Here is a 233-nt window from a genome sequence, read left to right on the forward strand (position 1 = left end):
GACATCGGCAGAGGCCGGCTCCTGGGCCTTTGTCGCCGCCTGCCTGATCGGCCTTGTTCCGGTGGCAAAACGCGCCTTCGAGGCGCTGCGCATGGGCCAACCCTTCACCATCGAGGGGCTGATGACCATTGCTGCTACCGGTGCCTTGGTCATCGGCGCTGCTGAAGAAGCATCCCTGGTCATCTTCCTGTTTGCCGTGGGGGAGGTTCTTGAGGGGGTTGCTGCCGGGAAGG

Annotated in this window: 1 pseudogene; it reads left to right on the forward strand. The window is 63.9% G+C overall.

Annotation, left to right across the window (positions count from 1 at the left end):
* Positions 1-233 (forward strand): annotated as a pseudogene (locus tag ACSNOK_RS36425) (hypothetical protein); the annotation flags it as partial.

Origin of the sequence: Streptomyces sp. URMC 126 (assembly GCF_051386555.1) — a bacterium.
Lineage (GTDB): Bacteria > Actinomycetota > Actinomycetes > Streptomycetales > Streptomycetaceae > Streptomyces.